The following is a 24,660-nucleotide window of genomic DNA, read 5'->3' on the forward strand; positions in this document are numbered from 1 at the left end:
TGGATTACTGATTATTCTGACGGTTGAGGAAGCGCGGAATGTCGAGGCCCGACGTACCTTCTTCGGCAGCGCCCGGCGTCTTTTCCGCGCCACGGGTCAGGCCCGCCATCCGTTCGAACAATGTCCCGCCCGATGCGACACGGGGTGCAGGTGGAACAGGTGCGGCAGGCTCAGGCTGCGCGCTTTCCGCACCCAGAACCAGTTCATCCTCATCCGCGCCGTCATCGGAAAATACAGCGGCGGGGCGTGGGGCGGCGAAAGGCGCGGGCGCCTGTGCTTCCACCGGCGCGCTGAGCGGGGCTGGTGCAGGCGCTTCAGGCACATCCAGTTCCAGCGCTTCGGGCTGGGGCGCAGGGGCAGCGGCACGAGCCGCTGCACCTTGCGGCACGGACACGGCCGGGCGGCTGGCGAAGCTGAACGGCTGAGTCATCGGTGCAGCATTCTGGCCGATTTCGCTGTCGATGCCAGTGGCGACCACCGATACGCGAATCTTGCCGTTCAGATTATCGTTGAACGCGCTGCCCCAGATGATGTTCGCGTCCGGGTCCACCAGTTCGCGGATATGGTTGGCGGCTTCGTCGACTTCCATCAGGCGCATATCCTCGCCACCGACGATGGAAACGATCACGCCCTTCGCGCCGCGCATCGACACGCCGTCCAGCAGCGGGTTGGCGATCGCCTTTTCCGCTGCCTGAAGCGCGCGGCCGTCGCCTTCCGCTTCGCCGGTGCCCATCATTGCCTTACCCATTTCGCCCATCACCGAACGCACGTCGGCAAAATCGAGGTTGATGAGGCCGGGCATGACCATGAGGTCGGTAATGCCGCGCACGCCCTGCTGCAACACTTCGTCGGCCATCTGGAACGCTTCCTTGAAGGTCGTGTTCGGGTTGGCGATAAGGAACAGATTCTGGTTGGGAATGACGATCAGCGTATCGACATGCTTTTGCAGTTCATCGATGCCGCTTTCCGCCGACTTCATGCGGCGATTGCCTTCGAAGGTGAAGGGCTTGGTCACGACGCCGACGGTCAATATGCCCTTGTCGCGCGCAGCCTTGGCAATGACGGGCGCAGCGCCGGTGCCGGTGCCGCCGCCCATGCCAGCGGCGATGAAGCACATATGCGCGCCTTCCAGCGCCGCTTCGACCATGGCGATGGTTTCTTCCGCCGCTGCCTTGCCGATTTCTGGCCGCGATCCTGCGCCCAGGCCTTCGGTGATCTGCGGGCCGAGCTGGATACGGCGTTCGGCGGGCGATGCGTTGAGCGCCTGCGCATCCGTGTTCGCCACGATGAAGTCCACGCCCTCGACATGCGCGGCGATCATGTTTGCGATGGCATTGCCGCCCGCGCCGCCGACGCCGATGACCGCGATACGCGGCTTCAGTTCGTCCACATGGGGCGGGCTGATCTCAATGCTCATAAATTCTGCTCCCTCAGCTTCCTCGTCAGGAAGCGACAACTGACTTTAAATGTTAACACCAGAAACTGGAGTATTTCACCAGCTAATTTCGTCTTCTTGTCATTTCATTCAATAATTGGTCTTCATCGCCCGCATCATCCTTTGCCACCATAGCGGCGTGCCAAGACGATGCACCGTTTGCGGCGCAGGCGCCATCGTGCGGAGATCAACCGGGTTGGAAGCACCGTAAAGCGCCAGACCCGCCAAAGTAGCGAAGGCGGGGCCACTATGCGCTTCGGGCATGGCGGACAAGCCCCTTGGTCGCCCGATCCGCACCGCACGGCCCAGCGCGCCCTGCGCATAGTCGGCAATGCCCTTCATTTCCGCGCCGCCGCCCGTCAGCACGACCTGCCGCCCGGTCGGCGTGTTGAACCCCATGCCCGCCAGCGCCGCGCTGACTTCGCTCATCACCATGTTAAGCCGTTCGCAAATGACCCCGACCAGCGCGGCGCGGGTAATCTTGCCGCCTTCCGCGCTTGGCCCTGCCGCCTGACCCGCCACCGCGACATCGCCATGGGGCGGCGCTATCTCGATCATCTCGCGGAAATCACGGGGATTTTGCATCGCCGAGCCATAGAAGCATTTGATCCGTTCCGCCTGGCTGCGTCGAATACCGAAAGCCGACGCAATATCATCGGTAATGTCCGACGCGCCGATGGGAATCGAATGCAGCCCCACCAGCATCCCACCGGCATAGAGCGACACATTGGTCACCCCCGCTCCCATTTCCACCAGCGCCACGCCCAGATCGCGCTCCTCTTCCGACAGGCAGGCAAGGCCCGTGGCGATTGGCGAAGCAACGATGGAGTTGACGTTGAGATAGGCGCCGCGCACGCACAGGTCGAGATTGGCGAGCGGCGCGCCATCTGCCAGCACGACATGAATGTCCACGCCCAGCAAATCGGCGTGCATCCCCAGCGGCTTCTTGACCGGCACCTTGCCATTGATGGTGAAGCAGGTCGGCTGCGCGTGCAGCACCACCCGGCCATCTGGGTCGATCCCCTGCTGTCCGGTGGTCAGCAGATCGTCGATATCGGGCTGTTCGATGCGATACCCGCCCATGTCGCGCTCGACCGTCACGACATCGCTGACCAGGCTGCCGCCCGAAAAGCTGACCCACACATCCTCGATATTGGTGCCGGCAACCCGTTCGGCCTGCTCCACGGTTTCGCGCACGGCCAGTTCGGTGCGCTCCATGTCGGCGATGAAGCCGCGACGCACCCCCCGGCTCTCCCGCTGGCCAGTGCCAAGGATAGCCAGTTCGCCCGTGTCGGTCCGGCCCGCGATCAACGCGGACACTTTCCACGATCCGATGTCGATCGCCGTAATCAGTTTTTCGACCTTGGGCTGCGCCATGGCGGTGTTCAGCCTTCCCCGGCGACGGGTTTGGCGCCAACGGATGCGTCGCCACTATCCATCGGCTTTTCATCGACCTTGCCCTGCGGCAGGCGCAGGACGAAGCGGTCGGGATCGCGCATGTCGAATTTCACGATACCCCGGCCCAGCAGCCGGTTCACCCCGTCCATCCGCGCAAAATTGACCAGCGCGGCAGCGGAAATCTTGTCTCCTTCGGGCAGCGAGAGTGTCTCGCCCGACTGGAAACGCAAGTCCCAGCGGCGATTGCCGACCCAGGTCGCACCCGCCAGCATCGGCTTCAAAGCCGGGGCATTTTCCATCAACCGGTTCAGCCCCGCCGTCTGCCGGTTGGCAAAGGGACCGACCACCAGCGGCAGGTCCGGCATTGCGCTGGCCGAAACGGGTTGCAGCACCACGCCCGCCACGTCGATCAGATGCAATTGCCCGCCATGCTGCCACACCGCGACCGGATCACGCTCCACGATGTCGACCACCAGCGTGTCGGGCAGGCGGCGCGAAATTCGCGCATCCTTCACCCAGCCAAGGTTCAGCATTTCGGCCCGCACCTTTGGCAGGTCGAGCGAGAGCATGGAGCGATCCACCTGCCCCAGCGCAATATTATAGACCGCCAGTTCATCCATTCGCTCGACGCCGCGCACTTCGACCTTGTCGACTTCGAAGCCCGCACGCGCGGCCAGTTCCGCCGCCTGCTTCTGCGCCATGGCGGGCAGGCCGAAAATCATGGCAAGGGCAATGAGGACTGCGCCGAAAATGCCGACGATCGCCCAGCTGGCCAGCCGTTGCAGCGTCGCTTCGCTGATCGGCAGCGCCTCGAAAAAGCGGTCGAGCGCGGACTGGCGCTTGAGCGCGCGGCCACGCCCGCCTTTCGTCGCCCTGCCCTTTGCGCTGCTCAGCCGTGCCGTGCCGCCGCGCCTGATCCGTGCTTCAGCCATGCGTGTTTCCTCCGGCGCGGCCCAGCGCTTCTGCGACAATAGTCTCTACCAGCGTGGCATAGTCAATGCCGAGCTTTGCCGCCTGTTCGGGAACCAGACTGAGCGGCGTCATGCCCGGCTGGGTATTGACCTCCAGCAGATATAGCCCCGCGATCCCCTGTTCGTCGTCCCAGCGGAAATCGGCCCGCGACGCGCCTTTGCAACCCAGCAACTGGTGCGACCGCAGCGCCAGCGCCTTGCACGCCTGCGTAATCTCGTCCGGTATCTCCGCGGGGCAGACATGTTCGGTCATGCCGTCGGTATATTTGGCATCGAAATCGTAAAAGCCGCTCTTGGGGCGCAATTCGGTGACCAGCAATGCTTCATCGCCCAGCACGGCAGTGGTCAGTTCACGCCCGCGAATATAGGATTCGGCCAGCAGTTCGGGAAAGTCCTGCCACGGGCCGACGCTATCGCGGCCGATGGGATTGCCATAATTGCCCTCCGCCGTGACGATCGCGACCCCGACCGAGCTGCCTTCATTGACCGGCTTCAACACATAAGGGCGCGGCAGCGGATCGCCCGCGAACAGGCTCTCGCTTGTCACGATATGCCCGCCGGGCATGGGGATGCCGTGCGGCACCAGCGCCTGCTTGGTCAACTGCTTGTCGATCGCGATGACCGATGTGGCGAGGCAGGAGTGGGTGTAGGTCAGGCCCATCAGGTCCATCATCCCCTGCACCGTGCCATCTTCACCCGGAACGCCATGCAGCGCGTTGAAGATCACGTCCGCCTTCGTTTCGGAGAGGCGCGCCGCGACGTCCCGGTCCATGTCGATCCGCGTGACTGTGTGGCCGCGCGATTCCAGCGCCTTGGCAACGCCCTCCCCGCTCGACAGCGACACCGGGCGCTCCGCCGACCAGCCGCCCATCAGGACGGCAACATGCCAGGGACCGTGGGTCATGCGCAACACTCCGAAACAATATTCACCGTCATCCCAGCGACCCGAAGGGCGGCGTGAGCCAACGCTGGGATCCCTCTGCCTTCTGACGCAGCGAGAAAAGAAAAGTGAGATCCCAGCCTGCGCTGGGATGACGGAGTTGGAAGGCAGTTCACTTGCTCACCCCAACCCGCTGAATTTCCCATTCCAGCTCCACGCCACTCTTGTCCTTCACTCGCCGCCGCACTTCTTCGCCCAGCGCTTCGATGTCGCTACTGGTCGCATCGCCGGTGTTGAGCAGGAAGTTGGTGTGCTTTTCGCTCACCTGCGCGCCGCCCAGTTGCAACCCGCGACAGTCCGCTTCGTCCACAAGCTGCCACGCCTTATGCCCGTCCGGGTTCTTGAAGGTCGAACCGCCCGTCTTGCTGCGCAGCGGCTGGCTTTCCTCGCGCGCGGTGGCGATGCGGTCCATTTCCGCCTGAATGGCAGCCGGTTCGCCCGGTTTCCCAAAAAATGTCGCGCTGACCACCACTGCGCCGTCGGTCAGGTTGGAATGGCGATAGGTGTAGGCCAGGTCGCGTTTCAACAATGTCACCTGCTCGCCCGACCGCAGCACGACTTCGCATGAAACGAGAATGTCGCGCGTCTCCCGCCCATAAGCGCCGCCGTTCATCCGCACGAACCCGCCGACCGTGCCGGGAATGGAGCGGAGAAATTCCAGCCCCGCAATCCCCGCATCCCGCGCGGTCGATGACACGAGAATGCCCGAAGCCCCGCCGCCGCAAACCAAAGTCGTCTCGTCCAGCCTCTCGACCGTCGCAAAGGGCTTGCCCAGCCGCACCACCACGCCCGGCACGCCGCCATCGCGCACGATCAGGTTGGATCCCAGCCCCAGCGCCATCACTGGAACCGCCGGGTCAAGCATCGCAAGGAAGTCGGACAGATCGTCCGCATCCTTCGGCTCGAACAGCCATTGCGCCGCGCCGCCCGCCTTGAACCAGACGAGCGGGGCCAGCGACGCATCCGCCTTCAACGTGCCGCGCACGGGTGGCAGGGCCATCGTGACGCTCAACCGCGCATCCCCCACAGGTTCATCCAGCTTTTCATTGCCTTCAGCCCCGCTTCGTTCGCCTGCGTGGCGGCCATGCCCGCCTCTACATTGCGCTGCGCCGTGTCGATCATGTCGCGGGCCGTTTCCACGCCCTGCATCTGCACGTCGATCATGCGCTTCTGCATTTCCAGCCCAACGGCGAACAGCTCGAACATCAGACGGTTTCCTTGACCTTGGCGGAAACGGCAACGGCCAGCCCCGCCGCCCATTTGGTGATGTCGCCCGCCCCCAGGCAAATGACCATATCGTCCGCCTGAATATCCGCCGCCAGCGCACTCGCCAGCGCATCGGCGTCCGCCACGGTGGAGGCGTGGCGATGGCCCCGGCGCTTGAGGCCAGCAACCAGCGCGGCACTGTCCACGCCCTCGATCGGCTGTTCGCCAGCGGTATAGACGGGCGCGGCATAGACGATATCCGCGTCGTTGAACGCCTGCTGGAACTCATCCATCAAATCACGCAACCGGGTGAATCGATGCGGCTGGACCACGGCGATCACGCGCCCCTGCGCGCCCTCCCGCGCGGCGGCGAGAACGGCCTTTATCTCGACCGGGTGATGACCATAATCGTCGATGACGGTCGCCGCGCCTGCCCCGACCACAATCTCGCCAACCTTGGTAAAGCGCCGCTTCACCCCGCCAAACTTGGCAAAGCCGGTCTGGATCGTCGCGTCATCAATGCCCATGTGCAGCGCCACGCCGATCGCCGCCATCGCGTTCAGCACATTGTGACGGCCGGGCATCGGCATTTCGATCCCCTCGATCTTGCGGGTGGAACCGTCTCGCTCGCGCACCTGTATGTCGAAACGGTTGCCGCCGGGGAAGCTGACGACATTGTCGCCACGAATGTCCGCCTGCGCCGAAAAGCCATAGGTGACGATCCGCCGGTCCTGCACGCGCGGCAAAATCGCCTGCACTTCGGGATGGTCGAGGCACAGCAAGGCCGCGCCATAGAAGGGAACATTGCCGACAAATTCGACAAAGGCGTCCTTCACCCGATCGAAGCTGCCATAATGGTCCAGATGTTCGGGGTCGATATTGGTGACGACCGCAATCGTGCCGTCCAGCCGCAAGAAGCTGCCGTCGCTCTCATCGGCTTCAACGACCATCCAGTCGCTATTGCCCAACCGTGCGTTGGAACCATAGCTGTTGATGATGCCGCCATTGATGACCGTCGGGTCCACCCCGCCCGCGTCCAGCAGCGCCGCAACCATCGACGTCGTCGTGGTCTTGCCATGCGTGCCAGCGATGGCGACAGTGGATTTCAGCCGCATCAGTTCGGCGAGCATTTCCGCCCGGCGGATCACAGGCACGCGGCTTTCCAGCGCCAGTTCGACTTCCGGGTTGTCGCGCTTGATCGCGGTGGACGTGACGACCACGGCCGCATCGCCCAGATTTTCCGCCCTATGGCCAATCATCACGCGAATGCCCTTGGCCCGCAGCCCTTCGACCACATAGCCTTCCGCCACGTCCGACCCCTGAACGTCATAGCCCAGATTGTGCATCACCTCGGCGATACCGGACATGCCGATGCCGCCGATGCCGATGAAATGGATCGTGCCGATGTCCGTGCCGACACCCTTCATGCGATAAACTCCAAAACTACACCGTCATCCCAGCGAAGGCTGGGATCTCTCTTATCTTTAAGAGCGACCGGGGAAAAAGAAGGGTGATCCCAGCTTTCGCTGGGATGACGAAGGAACATGCAGCTCACGCTGGAACCCCCGCCAGATTGAGGCTGGTCGGCGTCGGCCCGACTCGTACCGGATCGTTGACGATCGGCGCCTGGCCGATGCTTTCGAGCAAGTCCGCCATGTCACGCGCAGCATTGGGACGGCCGCAGCCTCGCGCGCGCTTCGCCGCATTCTGCAACGCGCCCGGCTCCATCGCCATTTTCTGCATCTGCTTGGCCAGTTCCACGGCGGTAAAACGCGCCTGGCTGATCGTCCGCGCGCCGCCTGCCTGCGTCATTTCGCGGGCATTGGCGGTCTGGTGATCGTCCATCGCGCTGGGCAGCGGGATCAGGATCGCCGGGCGGCCCGCGCAGGTCAGTTCCGCCAGCGTCGAAGCGCCGGCCCGCGCAATCACCAGATGCGACCAGCCCAGCTTTTCCGGCACATCGTTGAAATAGGTCGCCAGATCAGCGGGAATTTCCATCTCTGCATAGGTTTTACGGACCCGGTCGATATCCTCGGCCCGGCATTGCTGTGTCACCTGCAAGCGGCGGCGCAGCGCGACGGGCAGCATCGACAGCCCCTCCGGCACTATGCTCGACAATATCGTCGCGCCCTGACTGCCGCCGATCACCAGCACACGAAACACGCTCTCGTCGGTCAACGCGGGGAAATCCTCCTCGCGCAGCGCCTTGACTTCCTCGCGCACCGGATTGCCGACCAGATGCACCTTGCCCGCATATTTGGGCTTCAACCGCTCCACCCCCGGATAGGCAGTCGCAATCGCATCGACTCGCCCGGCCAGCAGACGGTTGACCCGGCCCAACACCGCATTTTGTTCATGCACCGCCGTCGGGATGCCATCGGCCAGCGCGCCCAGCAGCGCGGGCATGGCAGGGTAGCCGCCAAAGCCGACCACGGCAGTCGGCCGGAACGTCTCGTTCAATCGGCGCGCCATCGCGCGGCCTGCCAATATGCCCTTGATCGCGGCGGGCCAGCTTGCCGGGCTTTTGGTCATCCGCCCGGCGGGCAGGACATGGACCTGCGCCCTGTTACCATCGACTGCGTCGAATATGCCGGGGATCTTCGCGCCACGCGCATCGGTGACCAAGGCGACATGATGACCGCGCGCCATCAACTCCTCCGCCACGGCATGGGCGGGGATCATATGACCACCCGTCCCACCGGCGGCGAGGACGAAATGCCGGGAAATGCTCATCGACCACTCCATTTGACGACCGTGTGCCGACCCATGAAGGGGTTGCGTCGCGTGAAGGCGAGCAACAGGCCGACGCCGATGCAAAGCGCCAGCATAGAGGAGCCGCCATAGCTGATAAAGGGCAGCGTCATCCCCTTTGACGGAAATATCTGCGCATTGACGCCCATGTTGATGATCGCCTGCACCCCCAATTGCGTGGTCAGGCCCGCCGCCGCCAATATGATGAAACTGTCCTCCTCATCCAGCAGACGCAGCAGCACCCGCACGATGATGGCCAGGTAGACGCAGGCAATGGCGATGCACGCCAGCAGGCCGAACTCCTCCCCGATCACGGAAAAGATATAGTCGGTATGCGCTTCGGGCAGGCGGAACTTATGCTGTCCTCCGCCCGGTCCCACGCCGGTAAAGCCGCCATGGGTGATGGTGCGGAACGCCAGGTCGGTCTGGTCCGGTCCGCTATCCAGGCTGACACCGATGCCCAGAAAATCATTCACGCGCTGGCGACCGTTTTCGTAGAACATATAGACTGCCACCAGCCCCACCAGCGCCAGCCCGCCCATCGCGCCGATGAAGCGCATCGACACGCCTGACAGCAGCAGCAACACGCCCCAGCAGGCGCAGAAAATGACCGTCTGGCCAAAGTCGGGCTGGCGCATCAGCACCAGCCCAATCAGCGCGGTCATCACCCCGGTCAGCGGAATGACGGGCAGATTTTCATCCTTGCCGCGCAGCGACAGCAGCCAGGCCAGCGTCACGACATAGACAGGCTTCAGGAACTCGGACGGCTGGAACCGGAAACCGGGCAGGTCGATCCAGCGTTTCGCGCCATTCACCGTGCTGCCCAGCACCGGCACGAACAACAACATGACGAAGAAGAATACCGCGCCAAACGTCGCCAGCCGCCGCGCCTGTTGCCGGGGCAGCATGGAAATGACCAGCATGATCGGCAGGCCGATGAACACCCACATCAACTGACGCCAGAAATAGAGCAGCGGATTGACCGCAATCGTCGCCGTCGAACGGTCGATCGCCGCCACCGGCGACGCGGCGGCCACCGCCACCAGCCCGATCGCCATCAGCGCGACGATCAGCGACAACAGCACCCGGTCGATTTCCCAGAACCAGATGGCGAGCGCCGTGCGTTCGCGCGGCACGGTGCGGGTCTTGAAGCCCTTCACCAATTCGCCTGCCCTGAACATCGCCGTCGCCCCTTTTCTACTCATGCCCCCGTACCTTGTCCGTCTTTACTCCAGAGCCGCGACCGCCGCCACGAAGGCATCGCCGCGCGCCTCGAAATCGCGGAACTGGTCGAAACTGGCGCAGGCGGGTGACAACAGCACGACATCGCCCGGCTGTGCGATACGCGCGGCCCGGCGGACGGCGGCGCTTAGCATTTCACTGTCGTCCACCGCCATAGCGGGACGCAGCAGGTCAGCGAACATATGCCCCGCTTCGCCGATGGTATAGGCGTGCGCGACATTGCCGAAATGGGGGACGCATTCGTCCAGATTGTCGGACTTGGCGACCCCGCCGACGATCCAGTGGATGCGCGGACGCCCATCGACCGGCGGCCATGCCGCCAGCGCAGGCGCGGTGGACGCCGCGTTCGTCGCCTTGCTGTCGTTGACGTAAAGCACGCCGTTGCGGGTACCAATGGCCTGCATCCGGTGAGGGAGCGAGGCGTAGCTGGCGAGGGCATTTGCAATGCTGGCTTCGTCGATGCCCAGCGCTTTGGCGACAGCGGTAGCTGCGGCGGCGTTCTGTGCATTGTGCGGCCCTTGCAACGCGGGCCAGTTGACTTGATCGGCAGGGTCTATCGACAGACCATTGAATTGCCGCATATTTTCCCAACGTCCGAAATTATGCTCAAGTTTGTAAAAAACATCATCGGCTTCGCGATCATCTTCACCGATTAAGCCAACATGTTCGTTTGATTGCAAAGTGAAGAGACGCATCTTCGACGCAATATAGCCCGCAAACCCGTCATAACGATCGAGATGATCGGGCGTGATGTTCAACAACACCGCCACGTCGCAATCCAGGCTATAAGTCAGGTCGATCTGATAACTCGACAGCTCCAGCACATAGACGCCCACGCCATGCAGGTTCGGTTCCAGCGGCGGCTGGCTCAGCACCGGCAGGCCGATATTGCCGCCCATGACCGTCGGATAGCCCGCCTGTTCGATGATATGGTGGATCAGCGCCGTCGTGGTCGATTTGCCATTGGTGCCGGTGATGCCGACGACCTTGTGCGGCGGCAAAGTCGGCCGCGCCAGCGCGAACAGCTCGATGTCACCAATGACCGGCACCCCTGCCAGCTTCGCCCGCGACGCGATCGGGTGGCGGTTCAGCGGCACGCCCGGCGATACGACGATGCCGTCGAAGCCGGACAGGTCGATTTCCATCGGATCGCCCAGTTCCGCGCGTCCCTCGACCTGCGCCCGCGCCGTTTCCTGACTGTCCCATGCGACGACCCGCGCACCGCTCGCCAGCAGCGTCTCGACGGTGGCAAGCCCCGACCGTGCCAGCCCCAGCACGGCGTAGGTCTTGCCCGCAAAAGCCTCCGAAACGATCATCCTTACCTCAGCTTCAACGTGGCAAGCCCGGCCAGCGCCAGCACGAAAGCGATGATCCAGAAACGGATCACCACGGTCGGTTCGGCCCAGCCCAGCTGCTCGAAATGATGGTGGATCGGCGCCATCTTGAACACCCGCTTGCCAGTGCGCTTGTAGAAGAACACCTGAATGATGACGCTCATCGCTTCGACCACGAACAGCCCGCCGATGATACCCAGCACGATTTCATGATGCGCCGTAACCGCGATCACGCCAATCGTCCCGCCAAGCGCGAGCGATCCGGTATCGCCCATGAACACGGCGGCAGGCGGCGCGTTGAACCACAGAAACGCCAGCCCCGCACCAATGATCGCCCCGCACAATATCGTCAGGTTGCCTGCCCCCGGCACATGGGGAATACCCAGATATTCGGCGAAATCCGCGCGCCCGACCAGATAGACGATCAGCATGAACGCGAGGCAGGCGATGATGACCGGCATCGTCGCCAGTCCGTCCAGCCCGTCGGTCAGGTTCACCGCATTGCCGAATGCCACGATGACGAAGGCGGCAAAGCAGAAGTAGAACGGCCCCAGCTCGATCGCCGGGCCATTGTAGAAAGGCACATAGAGCGCGGTATTGCCATGCTGGTGGACGATCATCCACGCCGCGATTCCCGCGATCAGAAACTCCGCCAGCAACCGCGCCTTGCCCGACAGCCCCTTGTGGCTGGCCTTGGTCACCTTGTCATAATCGTCCATGAAGCCGATCGCGCCGAAGCCCAGCGTCACGAACAGGCAGGCCCAGACATAGGTGGACGACAGGTCCATCCACAACAGCACCGAAATGACCATGGACGTCAGGATCATAAGGCCGCCCATGGTCGGCGTGCCGCGCTTGGCCAGATGCGTCTGCGGCCCGTCCTCGCGGATCGGCTGCCCCTTGCCCTGCCGCACGCGCAGCCAGCCGATGAATTTGGGACCGATGACGAGGCCAATGATGAGCGCGGTAAAGATCGCCGCACCCGCGCGGAAGGACAGATAGCGGATGAGGTTGAAAACCCCCGCAAAATCCATGGTCTGGGCCAGCCAGTAAAGCATCTGTTATGACTTTCCTTCGCGGGCATCGTTGGTCAGGGCCGCGACCAGTCGGGACAGCCCGATGCCGTTGGAACCCTTGACCAATATCGCGTCGCCCGCGCGTATTTCGGTGGTGATTGACGTGATGGCGCTCGTGGCGTCCGGCACATGGCTATAGGGCAGGACGCCGTTCAGCGCATCGGCCAGCGGCGTCATTTCAACGCCAACCAGTATCGCCTGATCGACCTCCCCCGCAACCAGCGCATCGGCAAGGCCCGCGTGCAATTCCGCGCTGCGGCTGCCCAGTTCGCGCATCCCGCCCAATATGGCAACGCGCCTGTCCGCCCGCTCGCGCCCCAGCTGCTTCAGCGTCGCAACCATCGACAGCGGGTTGGCATTATAGCTTTCGTCTATCACCAGCGCTTGCCCAGCGCCCACCGGCACGACATGGCGCGCGCCCCGCCCCGGCAGGCCGGGCATCTCCGCCAGCGCCAGCCCCGCCGCCGCCAGATCACCACCCACCGCATGAACCGCCGCCAACACCGCCAGCGCATTGGACACCCAATGGTCGCCCGGTGCCGCCACGGTAAAGCATAGTTCCGCGTCGGGCAGCTTTGCCGTGACCAGCGTGCCGCCACCTGCCGCCGGCACAGTGTCGCGCGCATGGACGTCCGCATCGGCGCTCATGCCGAATGTCAGGATATGGGCGGCGTGCCGTTCCGCCTTATTATACAGCGCGGCGACATGCGGACTGTCATAGGGGATGATCGCAGTGCCGCCCGGTTCCAGCCCCTCGAAAATCTCCGCCTTCGCCTGCGCAATTGCCTCTTCGGTGCCGAAAAATTCGATATGAGCGGGCGCGATGGCCGTCACGATAGCCACATCGGGCCGCACCTGCCGGGTCAGCGCGGCGAGTTCGCCCGCATGGTTCATCCCCATCTCGAATATGCCGAACGCCGCATCGCGCGGCATCCGCGACAGGCTCAGCGGCACGCCGACATGGTTGTTGTAACTTTTGACCGACCGATGCACCTGCCCCGGATGCGCGCGGTCCAGCGCCTGGAACAGCGCTTCCTTGGTCCCGGTTTTGCCGACCGATCCGGTCACGCCGATCACCTTGCCGCCCATGCGCGCACGCGCCGCCCGGCCCAGCGCCTCCAGCGCGGCGGCACTGTCCGGCACCAATATATGGGGATGGGCCACTGCTTCGCTGACGATGGCCCCCGCCGCGCCCTGCCCGAACGCCTTGTCGATGAATTGATGCCCGTCTGTCGCATCGCCCTTCATCGCGACGAACAGGTCACCGTCCGTCACTTCCCGGCTGTCGAAAGCGACGCCCGAAACGGCAAACGGCGCCGACGCGGCGCCGCCTGTGGCCTGGGCGATTTCGGCGGATGTCCACAGATCACTCAACCCGCGCACTCCCGCGCCACGGTCACATCGTCAAAGGGCAGCACCCGGTCGCCGATAATCTGGCCCTGTTCATGCCCCTTGCCCGCCAGCAGCACAATGTCGTCCGCCCCCGCCTGCGCAATGGCGGCGGCAATCGCCGCGCGACGTCCGCCAATTTCCTGCGCACCCTTCGCGCCCGCCATGACCGCCGCGCGGATCGCGGACGGCTCCTCGGAACGGGGATTATCGTCCGTGACGATGACATGATCGGCCAGTTCCGCCGCAACCTGCCCCATCAAAGGCCGCTTGCCCGCATCGCGATCCCCGCCCGCGCCGAACAGCGCGATCAGGCGGCCCTTCGTATGCGGGCGCAGCGCTTCGATCGCGGCGCGCAGCCCATCGGGCGTATGAGCATAATCGACATAGACCGGCGCACCCGCCGCGCTGATGACTGCCCGCTCCAGCCGCCCGCGCACCGGCTGAACCCGGCCCAGCAATTCCAGCACCTTGGCGGTATCGCCGCCGGTCGCAATGACCAGCCCAGCAGCGGTGAGCGCATTGGCCGCCTGATAAGCACCGATCAGCGGCAGGTTGACCTTATAGGTCTTGCCGTCCGCCTCGATGCCCAGCGTCTGGCCCAACTGCGTTGGCGTGCGCGTGACAAGGCGCAGCGCATCGCCTTTCTCGCCCACGCTCACCAGCCGCAGCCCGCGCGCAGCGACCCGCGCGATCACCTTGTCCGACCAGGCATCGTCGGCCCACACCACCGCTGCGCCATCTGCGCCGACGACTTCATCGAACAGCCGCATCTTCGCGTCGAAATAGCTGTCCATGTCGCCATGATAGTCGAGATGGTCGCGCGACAGGTTGGTGAAGCCGGCCGCCATCACTGGCAGCCCTTCGGTGCGATATTGCGCCAGCCCATGGCTCGACGCCTCGAACGCGGCATGAGTCACGCCCTCACGGCGCAGGCCCGACATGTTCGACAGAAACGTCACAATGTCCGGCGTGGTCAGCCCTGTCGATACCTGATCGACCGATGTGGTGACGCCCAGCGTGCCGATGGACGCAGCGTGATGCCCCATCATCCGCCACAATTGCCGGGTCAATTCGACAGTGGATGTCTTGCCATTGGTGCCAGTGACGGCGACCGTCACATCGGGGAAAGGCGTGAAATAGCGTGCGGCCAGTTGCGCGAACAGCCGACGGGGATTGGCATGGGCAATATGGATCGCACCCTCGACCCGCGCTTCGGGCCGGGCGACCACGGCGATGGCACCGGCTTTCACGGCGTCCGCGATATAATCCTCGCCATTGACACGCAGCCCCTGAAACGCACCGAAAATGGTGCCGGGCGCGACCTTGCGGTTGTCGATGGCAAATCCGGTTACGTTCTGGTTCAGGTCAGCGTCCTGCCCAATCGTCGCATCCAGCCTTTCGATCAGCGAAGAAAGCCGGGTCATTCACTCTCTCCCTTGGGCTTCCACAACAGCGGCATCAGGTCCGAAATATCGACGTCGCGCCGCTCGTCGGGCATCACGCCCAGCATCGGGCCGACCCGCTCCACGACCCGCTTGACCACCGGCGACGCCGTCCATGCCGCAGTGCGCAGGCCGAACGCGCCGGTCGCTTCGTCCATTATGACGACGACGACATAGCGGGGATTGTCCATCGGAAATGCGGACGCAAAGGTCGTCACCAGCGAACTCTTGTTATAGCGGCCCGCTTCGGGTTTTTCGGCGGAACCTGTTTTGCCACCGATGCGAAAACCCTTGGCATCGGCGCTGCGACCTGTACCCTCCGACACGATCATCCGCAACAGCTGGCGCATCCGGGCGCTGGTCGCGGCGGAAAACACCCGCCGTCCCTCCGGCACATCTTCGGCGCGCAGCTTGCGCAAGGTCGCGGGACGCCAGGTGCCGCCATTGACCAGCGCGGCGTAGGCGCTGGCCAGGTGCAGCGGCGTGACGGCGATGCCATGGCCATAGGACACCGTCATCGTCGTGATCCGGCCCCAGTTGGCGGGCCACAGCGTCCCAGCGCGTTCCTTCAGCTCGATCGGCGCGCGCTGGTCGAAATCCAGCGCACGGAACAGTTTTTGCAGCGGCGCAGCGCCCATTTCGTCGGCGATGCGCGCCGTGCCGATGTTGGAGCTATGCACCAGAATCTCCGGCACATTAACCCAGCGGCCCAGCGCATGGTCATCCTTGATGCGGAAGCCCGCCACCGCCAGCGGTGCCGTCGCGTCATAACGCTTGGCCATTGATGTCACGACGCCACTGTCCATGGCCGCCGCAATCGACAGCGGCTTGAACGCGGAACCCAGTTCGTAACGCGCCTGCACCATATGGTTGCACAGCGGCGATTCCCCGCACGATTTGCCCGCATAATTTTGCAGCTTGTTGGGGTCGAATACCGGAATGGATGCCATGGCGACGACTTCGCCTGTGTTCGCGTCCAATATGATGCCGCCCGCGCCCTTGGCGCTCTGCGCTACCAACTGCGCATAAAGTTCGCTTTCCAGCGCACCCTGCACCCGCGCGTCGATCGAAAGGGCAAAGGGCTTGCCCCGTGTCGCCGGGTCGATCAGCTGGTCGTTGAACGCCGATTCCACGCCCATGCCGCCCACGCCATTGGCATCGGGCGCAAAGCCCAGCACATGCGCCGCCAGCGTCCGCTGCGGATAGAGCCGTTCCTTTTCGCGCGGAAATTCGATGCCGATTTCGCCCAGCGCATTCACCGCCGCCACTTCTTCGGGCAGCGCGCGGCGGCGCAGATAGGCCCATCCCCGCCCGGTCAGCTTCTTGTAGAAAGCCGCCTCAGCTTCATCGGGGAAAATCTCGTGCAACTTGCGCGCCAGTTCCGCTGGTTGCCCGATCAGCTTGGACGGGCGCACCGCCACTGAATAGGCTTCCATCGTCCGCGCCAGCGGCACCCCGTTGCGATCGACAATGTCGGCCCGCGCGGGCAGGAATATGCCCAGCGCATCGTCGCCGGTCGCCCCTGCGGTAAAAATGCCGATCCACAACATCCGCCCGATCAACAATCCGGTCACCGCCATGAACAGGATCAGCAGCAGCATCAGCCGGTTATGGGCAATCGCCGTCAGGCTGACCCGTTGCCGCCCCGCCCGCGCGCCACCGGGCTGGACGATGATCGTCGCCATATCAGCGCGCTCCCTTCTTGCGCTCGCGCGCCGCCGTGGCGCTCAGGTCGCCCAGCGTGCTGTCGTCCAGCAATTTGGCGTCCAGCATTGCCATCCGTTCCGCCTTGCGCGCCACCGGGTTGGGCTTCGACACGTCGGCATCCACTTTCGCGCGGATCGCCGGGGTCGGCTTGGCAGGGCTGGCCAGTTTTTCGACATTGTCGGCGGCATGGGCCTGCCGGATCACCGCGATTTCGCTGCGGATCTGAGTCGCGGCGGGGCTGGCGGGCGCGGCCTGCGGCGCGGACGGCAGGTCGGCGGGGGTTTCGACCATCGCCACCATCACCGGCGGCGCGACATAGTCCGGCCCGTTGGGCTGCACCCCGTCCAACTGCGCCAGCGCGCGCTCGCCCGCCAGATATTGGCCGGATGTGGGCGTGCTGTATAGAAAGTCATGCTGGTTCCAGCTTTCCAGCTGACGCATGGAAGCCCGCGCGCTGAATTCCGTTTCCAGGTAGCGAATGTCGCTCTGCGCCCGCGCGATCTGCATCCGCACCCGCATCAACTCGTTGCGCTCGGTCGCCACCTTCAACGACACCATATAGGCACCCAGCGCACCCAGCGCGACCAGCACGACCCAGATCAGGCTCTGCAACCTTTTGACGGCGATCATGGGCGGACACTCCGGGGGGCGGAAACGAGGGCAGATGTGCGCACGGCGCTGCGCAGCGTGGCGGACCGGGCGCGGGGGTTGCGCGCCAGTTCCGCTTCGCTCGCACGCACCGCCTTGGCGGGCTTGCCGAATGTCGGCGCGGCTTGCGCCGTCTTTTCAGGCATATGCCGCGAACCACCGCCATCGCCGCCGCTGCGGTTGCGCAGGAACTGCTTGACGATGCGGTCCTCCAAACTGTGGAAACTCACGATCGCCAGCCGCCCGCCTTCTTCCAGCAACGCCTCGGCCGCTTCCAGTGCGCGCTCCAGCTCCTCCAGCTCGCGGTTCACATGGATGCGGATCGCCTGAAACGCGCGGGTCGCCGGATCCTTCTTGTCATGCGGCTTGTGGCCCAGCGCGCGGCGAATGACATGGGCCAACTGCCCCGTCCGCTCCAGCGGGCGCGCGTCCACGATCGCATGGGCAACCCGGCGCGAACGCGGCTCCTCGCCATAGCGGTAGAGGACGTTGGCGATCTCCTCTTCCTCGGCATTGTTCAGGAAATCGGCGGCGCTCATGCCGTCCTGGCTCATCGTCATCAGCAACGGGCCATCGGACTGGAACGAAAAGCCCCGGTCGGCACGGTCGAGCTGCATCGACGAGACACCAATGTCGAGCGTGATGCCCGACACCTTCTCGATCCCGCGTTCGGCCAGCAATTGCGCCATGCGCGAAAATTCGCCCGGAATCAGCGTGATGTGATGGGTGTCGGCCAGCGCCTGTCCTTCGCGAATCGCGTCGGGATCACGGTCGAGCGCGAACACGCTTGCCCCCGCCATCGCCATTGCGCGCGAATAGCCGCCCGCGCCGAACGTGCCGTCGACATGGCGCTCGCCCGGCGCGATGGCCAGCGCAGCCAGCACTTCGTCGATCAGGACGGGAATATGCGGGGCGACCTGCGACTCGTTCATTACCCCGCCTCCGCCGCGCGCGCGTCGAGCCAGCGCTTCACCTTGTTGCGGATCAGTGCAGGCCGGTCGGGGCTTTCGATCAGCGCTTCCGGCTTCCAGATCTGAAAATAAAGGCCCACGCCATAGAAAAACGCCACGTCGGTAATGCCCGCTTCTTCCTTGATATCGGGGTGCAGGAAGAAACGGCCACCATCGTCGAAATTCACGTCCTCGATCGTGCCGAGCCGGTTTTCGCGTTCCAGATCGCCGTTGAAGGGACGGTTCGCCTCACGCGCCAGCCGCTCCAGTTCCGCCACTTCGTCGAACAGAAACTGCTTGTGCGACAGGCCAAATCCGGTGGCGCAACCATTGTCCATATGGACCGACAGGCACAACCGATTGTCGCCGCCGCTGGCGTGCTTGACCAGCTTGCGCATCTCCAGGGGCAGCACGAACCGGCCTTTGCCGTCCGCGACGCTGAATGCGTTGCCCGAATAGAGAATGACATCCGACACGGCGAAAAGTGGCCCCTTTTCCATGGGGCACAGACTCCCCGTCTCCGGAACCGCACATGCGAATCCGGGTGAACAGGACTGATCAACGCCTGATGAACCCCAATGCCGGTTTACCTACCAAGCATGGGGGTCAGTGAAAAGGGAAAATTCGGGTGGAGGTGGGAAAAGCTGTTCGTAAATGGGTTTAACCGTTTTTCAATCCCTGTTCCAGCCAATATTCATCTTTTGTTCTTTTGCATTACACTGTCTATCTCGCTGTCCATGTCGCGCCAGAAACAGGCTTCCCAGCACCGCCCAGATTGTCCCAAGGATCAGCGCCCAGCGCAGCCCCAGAACCACGTCCGCCTGATCCCGCATCCAGCGCCGGTCGCCCGGTATCGACGCCCCCAGCCATCGCGCGACCAGCGCAGGCGTATCCGCGCTCCACGCACGCGGATCGCGCGGGGTCGCAGGGTTGGCGAGCCACAGCCGGTCATCGATCAAATCGGCATCGCCCACCACGACTGCCTGCCCCCGTCCGATGGCGCAGGTGACCATAACGCCATCCCCCCTGCACCCGCCAAGCCGCGCAAAGTCCGACAACGTGACCAGCGTGTCATCGGGCAAAAAATGCCGCGTCTCACCCGCCACCATCCGCCCTTGCACGACACCCCAATGCGCCAGCAACGGCCCCAACAAGCTGACCGAAGGCGCACGGCGGCGATCCCCCAGCGGGAGGGCTGACGGCCAGCGCCACAGCGGATCGGCCAGCACCACCGCCCTGCCCCCATCCCGTACCCAGCGGTCAACCGCCACCAATTGTTCGGGCGTCATCGCGCGCGGTTGCGCCAGCAATAACCGCCCCGCCCCGGACGCCGCCAAAGCGCGCGCGTCATCCACCGGCATGATCGTAAAGCGCGTCCGCAGCAGCGTGACGATCGGCGCATCGGCCTGCTTACCCTGCCCCTTCTCGTCCCAGAACAGGGGCAGCGCCGTCATAACCGCCAGTGCAGGCCGGTCGGCAACCGGCGCGATCTCCTGCGCCGGACCCCGCCATATGACCAACGCCGCCAGCGCCAGCAATCCCGCCCCCAACAACCGCTTCTGCCGGTCATAGAGCAACATGCTCGCGATACCCGCCAAAGGCGTCGCGAGCGCAAGGCCGATAGCGGCAAGCGGATCAGGCCAGCGTCCCGCCGCAATTGCGCAAAACACCAGTATCGCCCCCACCACGCCGACCGCGATCCAGACGATCAGAACCCCCGCCGACCGGGCCAATATCCGCCCCATCAGCGCCAGCACCAATGCAGCGGGCAAGGCCCAACTCCATGGGTCCGCTTGCCCGCCGGATCGCCAGGCACGGGCGATCCCCGCCAACAGCGCGGCAACGACAGGCAGCATCAGAACGAGAAACAGCAAGAGGCGCCGGCGCATGGCCATCCCCCCGGATGCTTAACGCGATTGCGCCGGGTCGCGGTCCATCGGTTTGCGCAGATTGGGGTCAGGCTGCAAATCCGGCACGATCGGTGCCTGTTCGGGCGCGGGCTGCACGCCCAGTTCGGCCAGCGGATCCTTGGGCGACACGGCATTGGCCGACAGCGTCGGCACCACTGGCGGCGGCAGCGCGGCATCGTCCATCCGCGCCTTGTCGATGACGATATTGGCAAGGCCAACGAGCAACACGATACCCGCCAGCCCGGTCAGCCCGACCTGGACGCGCTGTAACCCTTCCTGTCGTCGGGGTGTTTCCGCCATAACGCCATTGCTTTCGTCGCTGCGACCCGTGTCAGCGATCACGCAGTCTGCGCCAGCCAGGGGAAGACCGTCAAGCCCTTCGATTCGAGCCATTGCCGGTTGTAGAGCGTCGAAAGATAGCGGAATCCGGTATCGCACAATATCGTCACGATCCGCTTGCCCGGCCCCAATTGCCGCGCCAGCGCGACTGCGCCCGCCACATTGATGCCCGACGACAGCCCCAGGCACAGCCCTTCCTCGGCCAGCAACCGGCGGACCCACTCCATCCCTTCCGCGTCGGAAATGCGAAATTGCGTGTCGATCGGCGCGCCTTCCAGATTGGCGGTAATCCGCCCCTGCCCGATCCCTTCGGCGACCGACGACCCTTCGGCCTTCAATTCGCCGTCGGCATAATAGCTGTAGAGCGCCGCGCCATGCGGATCGCTCAGCGCAATGGTGATGGCCTCATCCTTAGCTTTCAGGCCCAGCCCTACGCCTGCGATCGTCCCGCCCGTCCCCGCCGCGCAGGTGAAGCCGTCGATCCGCCCTTCCATCTGGGTCCAGATTTCCTCCGCCGTGCCGATGATATGCGCCTTGCGATTGGCGATATTGTCGAACTGGTTGGCCCAGATCGCGCCGTCCGTTTCCTCCGCGATCCGGCGGGACGTATGAACGAAATGGCCGGGGTTTGAATAGGGCGCGGCTGGCACCGTCACCAGCTCGGCCCCCAGCGCGCGCAGCGTGTCCATCTTCTCGCGGCTCTGGGTTTCGGGCATGACGATGATCGTCTTATACCCCTTGGCATTGGCGACCAGCGCCAGCCCGATGCCGGTATTGCCCGCCGTCCCCTCGACAATCGTGCCGCCGGGCTTGAGCAGCCCCTTTTCCTCGGCATCGTTGACGATGAACAGCGCCGCGCGGTCCTTGACCGATGCGCCGGGGTTGGCGAATTCGCACTTGGCGAAAATGTCGCAGCCGGTGGCGTCGGAAGGCCCGGCGAGGCGCACCATCGGCGTGTTACCGATCAGGGCGAGACTATCTTGGTGAAGCAGCATGGCCCACGCATAGCGGACGCCACGCGCCTTTGCCAAGCAAGGGAATGATGCGCGGCCAAAAGGGCGAGTTTCTTTTGCGACAGCGCCCACCCCAACCCACCCCGTTAACCTCTCCCCCGCCACCCGTCCCATCCCGGCACAGCCCCAAATCCGGGGAGGAAGTGGAAAGATATTTGCCCTAAGGGCGATACTCGCGGCAAATGAAGGACGTATGATGCAGGCAATGGGGTGGAAAGGACGTAGCGCGATCGGCGCGCTTGCCCTGTTCGCGCTCGTCGCGCCGCGCCTGATCACCGCCGCGCCGCTCGACATGCTCGACGGCATGGATAGCCCGGCGCAGGACGATCCGGCCGAGGACGCTGCCGCCAACTTCCCCGGCTCTGCCTTCTTCTATGCGCAGGGCGCGTTCGATCCCGTCCCCGGCGTGGAAACCGTGCGCAGCCAGCATGTGCTGGGCCTGGATGCCGTCAAAGCCGCGCCCGCCGCGATATTTCGCGGCCTGACCAGCCTCGACAGCTATCGCGCGCTCAATTGCCTGACATCGGCGGTCTATTATGAGGCCGGGAACGAACCGGACGAGGGCCAGCGCGCCGTGGCGCAGGTCGTCCTGAACCGCGTGCGCAGCCAGCTTTGGCCCGACACGGTGTGCGGTGTCGTCTATGAAGGGTCCGAACGCACCGACTATAAATGCCAGTTCACTTTCAGCTGCGACGGCGCCATGGCGCGGATGCCAGCGCCTGCGCTATGGGCGCGGGCGCGGCGCGTGGCGCAGGATGCGCTGGCGGGCCAGGTCTATGCCCCCGTTGGCCTGGCCACCCATTATCACACGCTGGCCGTCCGCCCGGTCTGGTCGTCCAGCCTGTCGCCGGTCGCCGTCATCGGCGCGCATATATTTTACCGCAACCCCGGCTTTAATGGCACCCCGGCGGCCTTTCGCGCGGCCTATCTGGGGCATGAAATGATTTCCGGCCCTGCGCGGCGCGTCTGGCCCGCGCGCCCGGTCGTGCCAGTGGACGCCATCGCCGCACCCTATACTGTTCCAGCTACGCCAGCGATCGGCTGGACCCCGCCAGCGCCGCGCCGCGCCGCGTCCGACCGCGACGACGATCTGCCGCAATCGACGATCCGCCCGGAATATCGCAACAGCGGCCGTCCGCTGATCTGACAGCCCCTTTCGGCTAAGTCTTTTGATTCGAACCAGATTAAAATTTCTGGTTTTTTCGCGGAAGAACGGGAACCCATCGCCCGATCATGGGTTCTACACTTCGGATAGCAAATCTTTTGCCCCCCGCTCTTTGCTATCCACATATATGAGCCCGGAACGCTTCCCCCCCGACACGTTCCGGGCTCAGACTTTTTTGGGGCCGCTTCATCCTGAAATCATTATATTTTCGCACGCGGAACGCTTTTGCGCACGATGGGTTTTCCCCTTGTCGCCAACATGGCGCGTCCATGTCGGCCAATGAATTTTTCGAAGGAGATAATCCATGACCAAGAAAATCCTGACCGCTCTGCTGCTCACCGGATCGCTGATGGTAGCGGCGTGCAACACGGTCGAAGGCGCTGGCCGCGACGTGCAGAGCGCTGGCAAGGCTGTCGAAAAAGTCGGCAACTAACAGCCGCCGCACGAATATAGACGACCCCTCCCTAGCATAGGCCCGCCCTTCAAAAGGCGGGCCTTTTTTTATGCCTCAGGCAGCGACCTCGTCCCCGTCCGCATCGTCTTGCGCGCGCGCGACTTTCGCCTGCCGCCGGTCGGTGAACCAGATCGCGATCAGGGTGATTTCGTACAGCAGCAGCAAGGGAATCGCGAGCATCAGCTGCGAAACGACATCGGGCGGGGTCAGCACGGCGGCCAGGATGAACGCCGCCACGATCATGTACCGCCGCATCCCGATCAACTGCGCCCGCGTCACGAAGCCCGAACGGTTGAGCAGCATCAGCAGCACCGGCATCAGGAAGCAGATGCCGAACGCCAGAATGAACTGCATCACCAGCCCCAGATAGGCATCGGCGCTGGGCAGCGCCTCGACCTGCAAACCGCTGCTGTTACCCTGAAATTCCAGAAAGAAGTGAAACGCCATCGGCATCACGACGAAATAAGCCAGGCTCGCCCCCAGCGCGAACAGGAAGGGGGTGGCCAGGATGAAGGGCAGCAGCGCCTTCTTTTCCTTGGCATATAGCCCCGGCGCGACGAACGCCCATAGCTGGTTGGCAATGATCGGAAAGGACAGGCAAAACGCCCCGAAGAACGCGATTTTCACCTGCACGAAAAAGGCTTCGTACAGCTTGGTATAGACCAGCTTGCCCCCGCCATCGCCGAACGCTTCCTTGAGCGGATGGACGAGGATGGCGAATAATTGTTCGGAAAAATAGAAACAGACTGCGCCCGTCAGCACCAGCGCATAGACGCATTTGAGCAAGCGGCCACGCAATTCGATCAGATGATCGAGCAAGGGCGCCTTGCTCTCGTCAATATCGCCGATCATGCCGCTGCCCCGCCTTTGCCGCTCAGATAGGGCGGGCCGTCCGCCGCCGCGACGGGGACCGATTCGGTCGAAACAGGCTCTACCGGCGCAGGCTCCACCGGCGCGGATTGGGCGACATAGGGCGGATGCTCGGTCGCGTCCGGCAATGCTTCCATCGCGGGCGCGGCACCGTCTGCAATCGTCGCGTTGGCCGTTTCAGGCGGATGCTCGTCCATGATCCGCTTGTTCTGCGCCGCCCACTTCTTTTCCAGTTCCTCCAGCTCGACTTCGCGCACCATGGCGTCCAGCCCGGTGCGAAAATGCCGGGCCATGCCCTGTGCCTTGCCGACGATCTGCCCCACCTTGTAAAGCGCGCGCGGCAAATCCTTGGGACCAATCACGATCACCGCAATGATCACGATGACCAGAAATTCGGACGAATCGATGCCAAACATG

24 protein-coding genes are annotated in these 24,660 nt (G+C 64.0%); 2 read left to right on the forward strand and 22 right to left on the reverse strand.

The window, feature by feature from the left end:
* Positions 1-4: 4 nt before the first annotated feature.
* From ftsZ to SPBM01_RS09290, 20 genes are all read right to left on the reverse strand, one after another.
* Positions 5-1,417, reverse strand: coding sequence for a cell division protein FtsZ (gene ftsZ / locus SPBM01_RS09195; RefSeq protein ID WP_188065208.1), 1,413 nt, complete (start codon positions 1,415-1,417; stop codon positions 5-7).
* Between the two features lie 108 nt (positions 1,418-1,525).
* Positions 1,526-2,812 carry a cell division protein FtsA gene (gene ftsA, locus SPBM01_RS09200; RefSeq protein ID WP_188065209.1) on the reverse strand — a complete coding sequence of 429 codons (1,287 nt, stop codon included), beginning with the start codon at positions 2,810-2,812 and terminating at the stop codon, positions 1,526-1,528.
* An 8-nt stretch (positions 2,813-2,820) separates the two neighbouring features.
* Complete coding sequence (locus tag SPBM01_RS09205) at positions 2,821-3,765, reverse strand: cell division protein FtsQ/DivIB (RefSeq protein WP_188065210.1); 945 nt, start codon at positions 3,763-3,765, stop codon at positions 2,821-2,823.
* A complete protein-coding gene (locus SPBM01_RS09210; protein ID WP_188065211.1) occupies positions 3,758-4,708 on the reverse strand; it encodes a D-alanine--D-alanine ligase in 951 nt (316 codons plus the stop codon). The genes SPBM01_RS09205 and SPBM01_RS09210 overlap by 8 nt, the downstream gene beginning before the upstream one ends.
* Positions 4,709-4,856: 148 nt before the next feature.
* A complete protein-coding gene (gene murB, locus SPBM01_RS09215; protein ID WP_188065633.1) occupies positions 4,857-5,744 on the reverse strand; it encodes a UDP-N-acetylmuramate dehydrogenase in 888 nt (295 codons plus the stop codon).
* A gap of 8 nt (positions 5,745-5,752) precedes the next feature.
* Entirely contained in the window at positions 5,753-5,950 is a 198-nt protein-coding gene (locus tag SPBM01_RS09220; protein WP_188065212.1) for a hypothetical protein, read from the reverse strand.
* Positions 5,950-7,377 (reverse strand): UDP-N-acetylmuramate--L-alanine ligase, encoded by a 1,428-nt coding sequence (gene murC, locus SPBM01_RS09225; RefSeq protein ID WP_188065213.1) that lies wholly within the window; start codon positions 7,375-7,377, stop codon positions 5,950-5,952. The genes SPBM01_RS09220 and murC overlap by 1 nt, the downstream gene beginning before the upstream one ends.
* Before the next feature lie 124 nt (positions 7,378-7,501).
* Positions 7,502-8,683, reverse strand: a complete 1,182-nt coding sequence (gene murG, locus SPBM01_RS09230) for an undecaprenyldiphospho-muramoylpentapeptide beta-N-acetylglucosaminyltransferase (protein WP_188065214.1) — start codon at positions 8,681-8,683, stop codon at positions 7,502-7,504.
* Positions 8,680-9,882, reverse strand: coding sequence for an FtsW/RodA/SpoVE family cell cycle protein (locus tag SPBM01_RS09235; protein WP_188065634.1), 1,203 nt, complete (start codon positions 9,880-9,882; stop codon positions 8,680-8,682). The genes murG and SPBM01_RS09235 overlap by 4 nt, the downstream gene beginning before the upstream one ends.
* A 45-nt stretch (positions 9,883-9,927) precedes the next feature.
* The gene (gene murD / locus SPBM01_RS09240; protein ID WP_188065215.1) at positions 9,928-11,259 is read right to left on the reverse strand and encodes a UDP-N-acetylmuramoyl-L-alanine--D-glutamate ligase; all 1,332 of its coding nucleotides are present in this window, start codon (positions 11,257-11,259) and stop codon (positions 9,928-9,930) included.
* A gap of 2 nt (positions 11,260-11,261) precedes the next feature.
* Complete coding sequence (mraY, locus tag SPBM01_RS09245) at positions 11,262-12,335, reverse strand: phospho-N-acetylmuramoyl-pentapeptide-transferase (RefSeq protein ID WP_188065216.1); 1,074 nt, start codon at positions 12,333-12,335, stop codon at positions 11,262-11,264.
* A 3-nt stretch (positions 12,336-12,338) separates the two neighbouring features.
* Positions 12,339-13,727: a UDP-N-acetylmuramoyl-tripeptide--D-alanyl-D-alanine ligase gene (locus SPBM01_RS09250; RefSeq protein WP_188065217.1), complete on the reverse strand. Its 1,389-nt coding sequence runs from the start codon at positions 13,725-13,727 to the stop codon at positions 12,339-12,341.
* A complete protein-coding gene (locus SPBM01_RS09255) occupies positions 13,724-15,169 on the reverse strand; it encodes a UDP-N-acetylmuramoyl-L-alanyl-D-glutamate--2,6-diaminopimelate ligase (protein ID WP_188065218.1) in 1,446 nt (481 codons plus the stop codon). The genes SPBM01_RS09250 and SPBM01_RS09255 overlap by 4 nt, the downstream gene beginning before the upstream one ends.
* Positions 15,166-16,872, reverse strand: coding sequence for a peptidoglycan D,D-transpeptidase FtsI family protein (locus SPBM01_RS09260; RefSeq protein ID WP_188065219.1), 1,707 nt, complete (start codon positions 16,870-16,872; stop codon positions 15,166-15,168). Before SPBM01_RS09260 ends, SPBM01_RS09255 begins: the two co-directional genes overlap by 4 nt.
* Before the next feature lies 1 nt (position 16,873).
* Positions 16,874-17,524 (reverse strand): colicin transporter, encoded by a 651-nt coding sequence (locus SPBM01_RS09265; RefSeq protein WP_188065892.1) that lies wholly within the window; start codon positions 17,522-17,524, stop codon positions 16,874-16,876.
* Positions 17,521-18,474: a 16S rRNA (cytosine(1402)-N(4))-methyltransferase RsmH gene (rsmH, locus tag SPBM01_RS09270; RefSeq protein WP_188065220.1), complete on the reverse strand. Its 954-nt coding sequence runs from the start codon at positions 18,472-18,474 to the stop codon at positions 17,521-17,523. The genes SPBM01_RS09265 and rsmH overlap by 4 nt, the downstream gene beginning before the upstream one ends.
* Positions 18,474-18,968 carry a division/cell wall cluster transcriptional repressor MraZ gene (locus tag SPBM01_RS09275; RefSeq protein ID WP_188065635.1) on the reverse strand — a complete coding sequence of 165 codons (495 nt, stop codon included), beginning with the start codon at positions 18,966-18,968 and terminating at the stop codon, positions 18,474-18,476. Before SPBM01_RS09275 ends, rsmH begins: the two co-directional genes overlap by 1 nt.
* A 195-nt stretch (positions 18,969-19,163) precedes the next feature.
* Positions 19,164-20,381 carry an ABC transporter gene (locus SPBM01_RS09280; RefSeq protein ID WP_188065221.1) on the reverse strand — a complete coding sequence of 406 codons (1,218 nt, stop codon included), beginning with the start codon at positions 20,379-20,381 and terminating at the stop codon, positions 19,164-19,166.
* Between the two features lie 18 nt (positions 20,382-20,399).
* On the reverse strand, positions 20,400-20,702 hold the full coding sequence (locus SPBM01_RS09285) for a hypothetical protein (RefSeq protein ID WP_188065636.1): 303 nt from the start codon (positions 20,700-20,702) through the stop codon (positions 20,400-20,402).
* 38 nt (positions 20,703-20,740) lie between these two features.
* Positions 20,741-21,736, reverse strand: a complete 996-nt coding sequence (locus SPBM01_RS09290) for a cysteine synthase A (protein WP_188065222.1) — start codon at positions 21,734-21,736, stop codon at positions 20,741-20,743.
* Positions 21,737-21,950: 214 nt separating this feature from the next.
* Here SPBM01_RS09290 and SPBM01_RS09295 point away from each other — a divergent pair, with 214 nt between their 5' ends.
* Together SPBM01_RS09295 and SPBM01_RS09300 are read left to right on the forward strand one after the other, a co-directional pair.
* Positions 21,951-22,901, forward strand: a complete 951-nt coding sequence (locus SPBM01_RS09295) for a cell wall hydrolase (RefSeq protein WP_188065637.1) — start codon at positions 21,951-21,953, stop codon at positions 22,899-22,901.
* A 322-nt stretch (positions 22,902-23,223) separates the two neighbouring features.
* The gene (locus tag SPBM01_RS09300; protein ID WP_188065223.1) at positions 23,224-23,352 is read left to right on the forward strand and encodes an entericidin A/B family lipoprotein; all 129 of its coding nucleotides are present in this window, start codon (positions 23,224-23,226) and stop codon (positions 23,350-23,352) included.
* A gap of 75 nt (positions 23,353-23,427) precedes the next feature.
* On the opposite strand, the gene tatC is transcribed toward SPBM01_RS09300, so the two are convergent.
* The gene (tatC, locus tag SPBM01_RS09305) at positions 23,428-24,225 is read right to left on the reverse strand and encodes a twin-arginine translocase subunit TatC (protein WP_188065224.1); all 798 of its coding nucleotides are present in this window, start codon (positions 24,223-24,225) and stop codon (positions 23,428-23,430) included.
* Complete coding sequence (gene tatB / locus SPBM01_RS09310) at positions 24,222-24,659, reverse strand: Sec-independent protein translocase protein TatB (protein ID WP_188065225.1); 438 nt, start codon at positions 24,657-24,659, stop codon at positions 24,222-24,224. The genes tatC and tatB overlap by 4 nt, the downstream gene beginning before the upstream one ends.
* Between the last annotated feature and the right edge of the window lies 1 nt (position 24,660).

The sequence above is a fragment of the Sphingobium sp. KCTC 72723 genome, from assembly GCF_014280435.1.
Taxonomy (GTDB): domain Bacteria; phylum Pseudomonadota; class Alphaproteobacteria; order Sphingomonadales; family Sphingomonadaceae; genus Sphingobium.